Genomic DNA, 958 nt, shown 5'->3' with positions numbered 1-958 from the left:
CTCCAGTACATCAGCACCAGCTTGGGTGGCGATTGGGTTCGCTGCTGTCACCATATAGTCTTTGGCTTTGACCAGTTGTTTGTGCTCAAGCCCAGTACTTTGCTCTGGGGCAATCGCATCGGTGGCTTGGTTTGCAAACGCGGTGTGGGTGATAGAGGCGCTAAGAAAAAGACCCGTAGACACGAGTCGGTTGAACGTCCAATGCATGATGACTCTCCATGTTGCCAGTTTGATTGTTCAGCTTGGCAGCCATGGAGAAGATCGTCGAGTCAGCGTTTTAATAAATGTCGGGTGTGCGACGCTTTTAAATCAGAGAGTTAACCGATTAATGTGCTGATGGTTTGCACCAAGATACTGCCGCCAACGAGGGTAAACACCACACCACAGATGCCATCGATGTAGATGCCTGCTTGTTGTAATCGACGTTGTAAACGTTGCGTTGAGAGCATCCACGCCAAGCTAGAAAACCAAACCAGAGACAAGCTGAACAGGATAACTAACGCGATGCTTTTGCCCGAGACCGACATTCCGGCGGGCCCCAAGCTCGACATCAAGCTGATGAAGAAAACCAGTGCTTTGGGGTTGAGAATGTTGGTTGCAAAACCTTTGGCAAAAGCCTGACGTTTGTTGCTGATCACGAAGCTGTTTGTTTTATTTTGTGGATCCGTTTGTGGGTTTTTGATCGTAGCGATCACGCCGCGCAGGGCACCAACACCGAGGTAAAGCAGGTAACTGCCACCTAGCAGTTGTAATACCGAATACAGCAAAGGATGTTGATGCACAAGGTAGCTCACTCCAGTCAGGCTGAACAACGAGTGCAGCAAAATACCAACGGACAAGCCAAGAGCGATGTATAAGCCCGTTTGGCGACCATGACGCGTGGCATTTTGCACCACTAATGCGAAGTCTGGGCCTGGGCTCATTAAGGCAATAAAGTGAATGCTGGCCAATGTCAGCA

General features: G+C 49.7%; 1 protein-coding gene and 1 pseudogene. Both read right to left on the bottom strand.

Annotation, left to right across the window (positions count from 1 at the left end):
• Window positions 1–207: pseudogene (locus tag R7Q48_RS25285) on the bottom strand (gamma-glutamyltransferase); the annotation flags it as partial.
• A gap of 110 nt (window positions 208–317) precedes the next feature.
• Window positions 318–956 (bottom strand): LysE family translocator, encoded by a 639-nt coding sequence (locus R7Q48_RS25280; RefSeq protein WP_318132889.1) that lies wholly within the window; start codon window positions 954–956, stop codon window positions 318–320.
• Window positions 957–958 lie beyond the last annotated feature (2 nt).

The sequence above is a fragment of the Vibrio sp. 378 genome (assembly GCF_033339435.1).
Note: the sequence above shows the minus strand (reverse complement) of the source record. Positions and strands in the feature narration are given on the sequence as shown.